Annotated in this window: 1 pseudogene; it reads left to right on the top strand. The window is 61.0% G+C overall.

Annotated features, from left to right (window positions below):
* Nucleotides 1-341: pseudogene (locus ACM6I7_RS16910) on the top strand (hypothetical protein); the annotation flags it as partial.

The following is a 341-nucleotide window of genomic DNA, read 5'->3' on the forward strand; positions in this document are numbered from 1 at the left end:
GCTGTATGGCAGTGGGCAGGTGTCCGCGGCGTGGACGTTGACGGTGACGGCCAGTAACCCACCGACCATCACCAAGGCCATCGACTCCAAAGGGAATGAGATTGCCAAAGGCGGATTCACCGTCGATACCCAGATCACGTTGTCAGGGGCCGGGGCCAAAGGTCAGAAAGTCCAGATCAAGGACGGCACCACCGTCAAAGGTGAAGCAACGGTTAACCTGACGACCGGCCTGTGGGAACTGACCCTGACAAGCTTGAGCGTGGCCGCTCACAGCTTCACCGCCATCGCGCTGTATGGCAGTGGGCAGGTATCCGCGGCGTGGACGTTGACGGTGACGGCCA

It is taken from the genome of Pseudomonas sp. IT-93MI4 (genome assembly GCF_949767635.1).
GTDB classification, from domain to species: domain Bacteria; phylum Pseudomonadota; class Gammaproteobacteria; order Pseudomonadales; family Pseudomonadaceae; genus Aquipseudomonas; species Aquipseudomonas putida_A.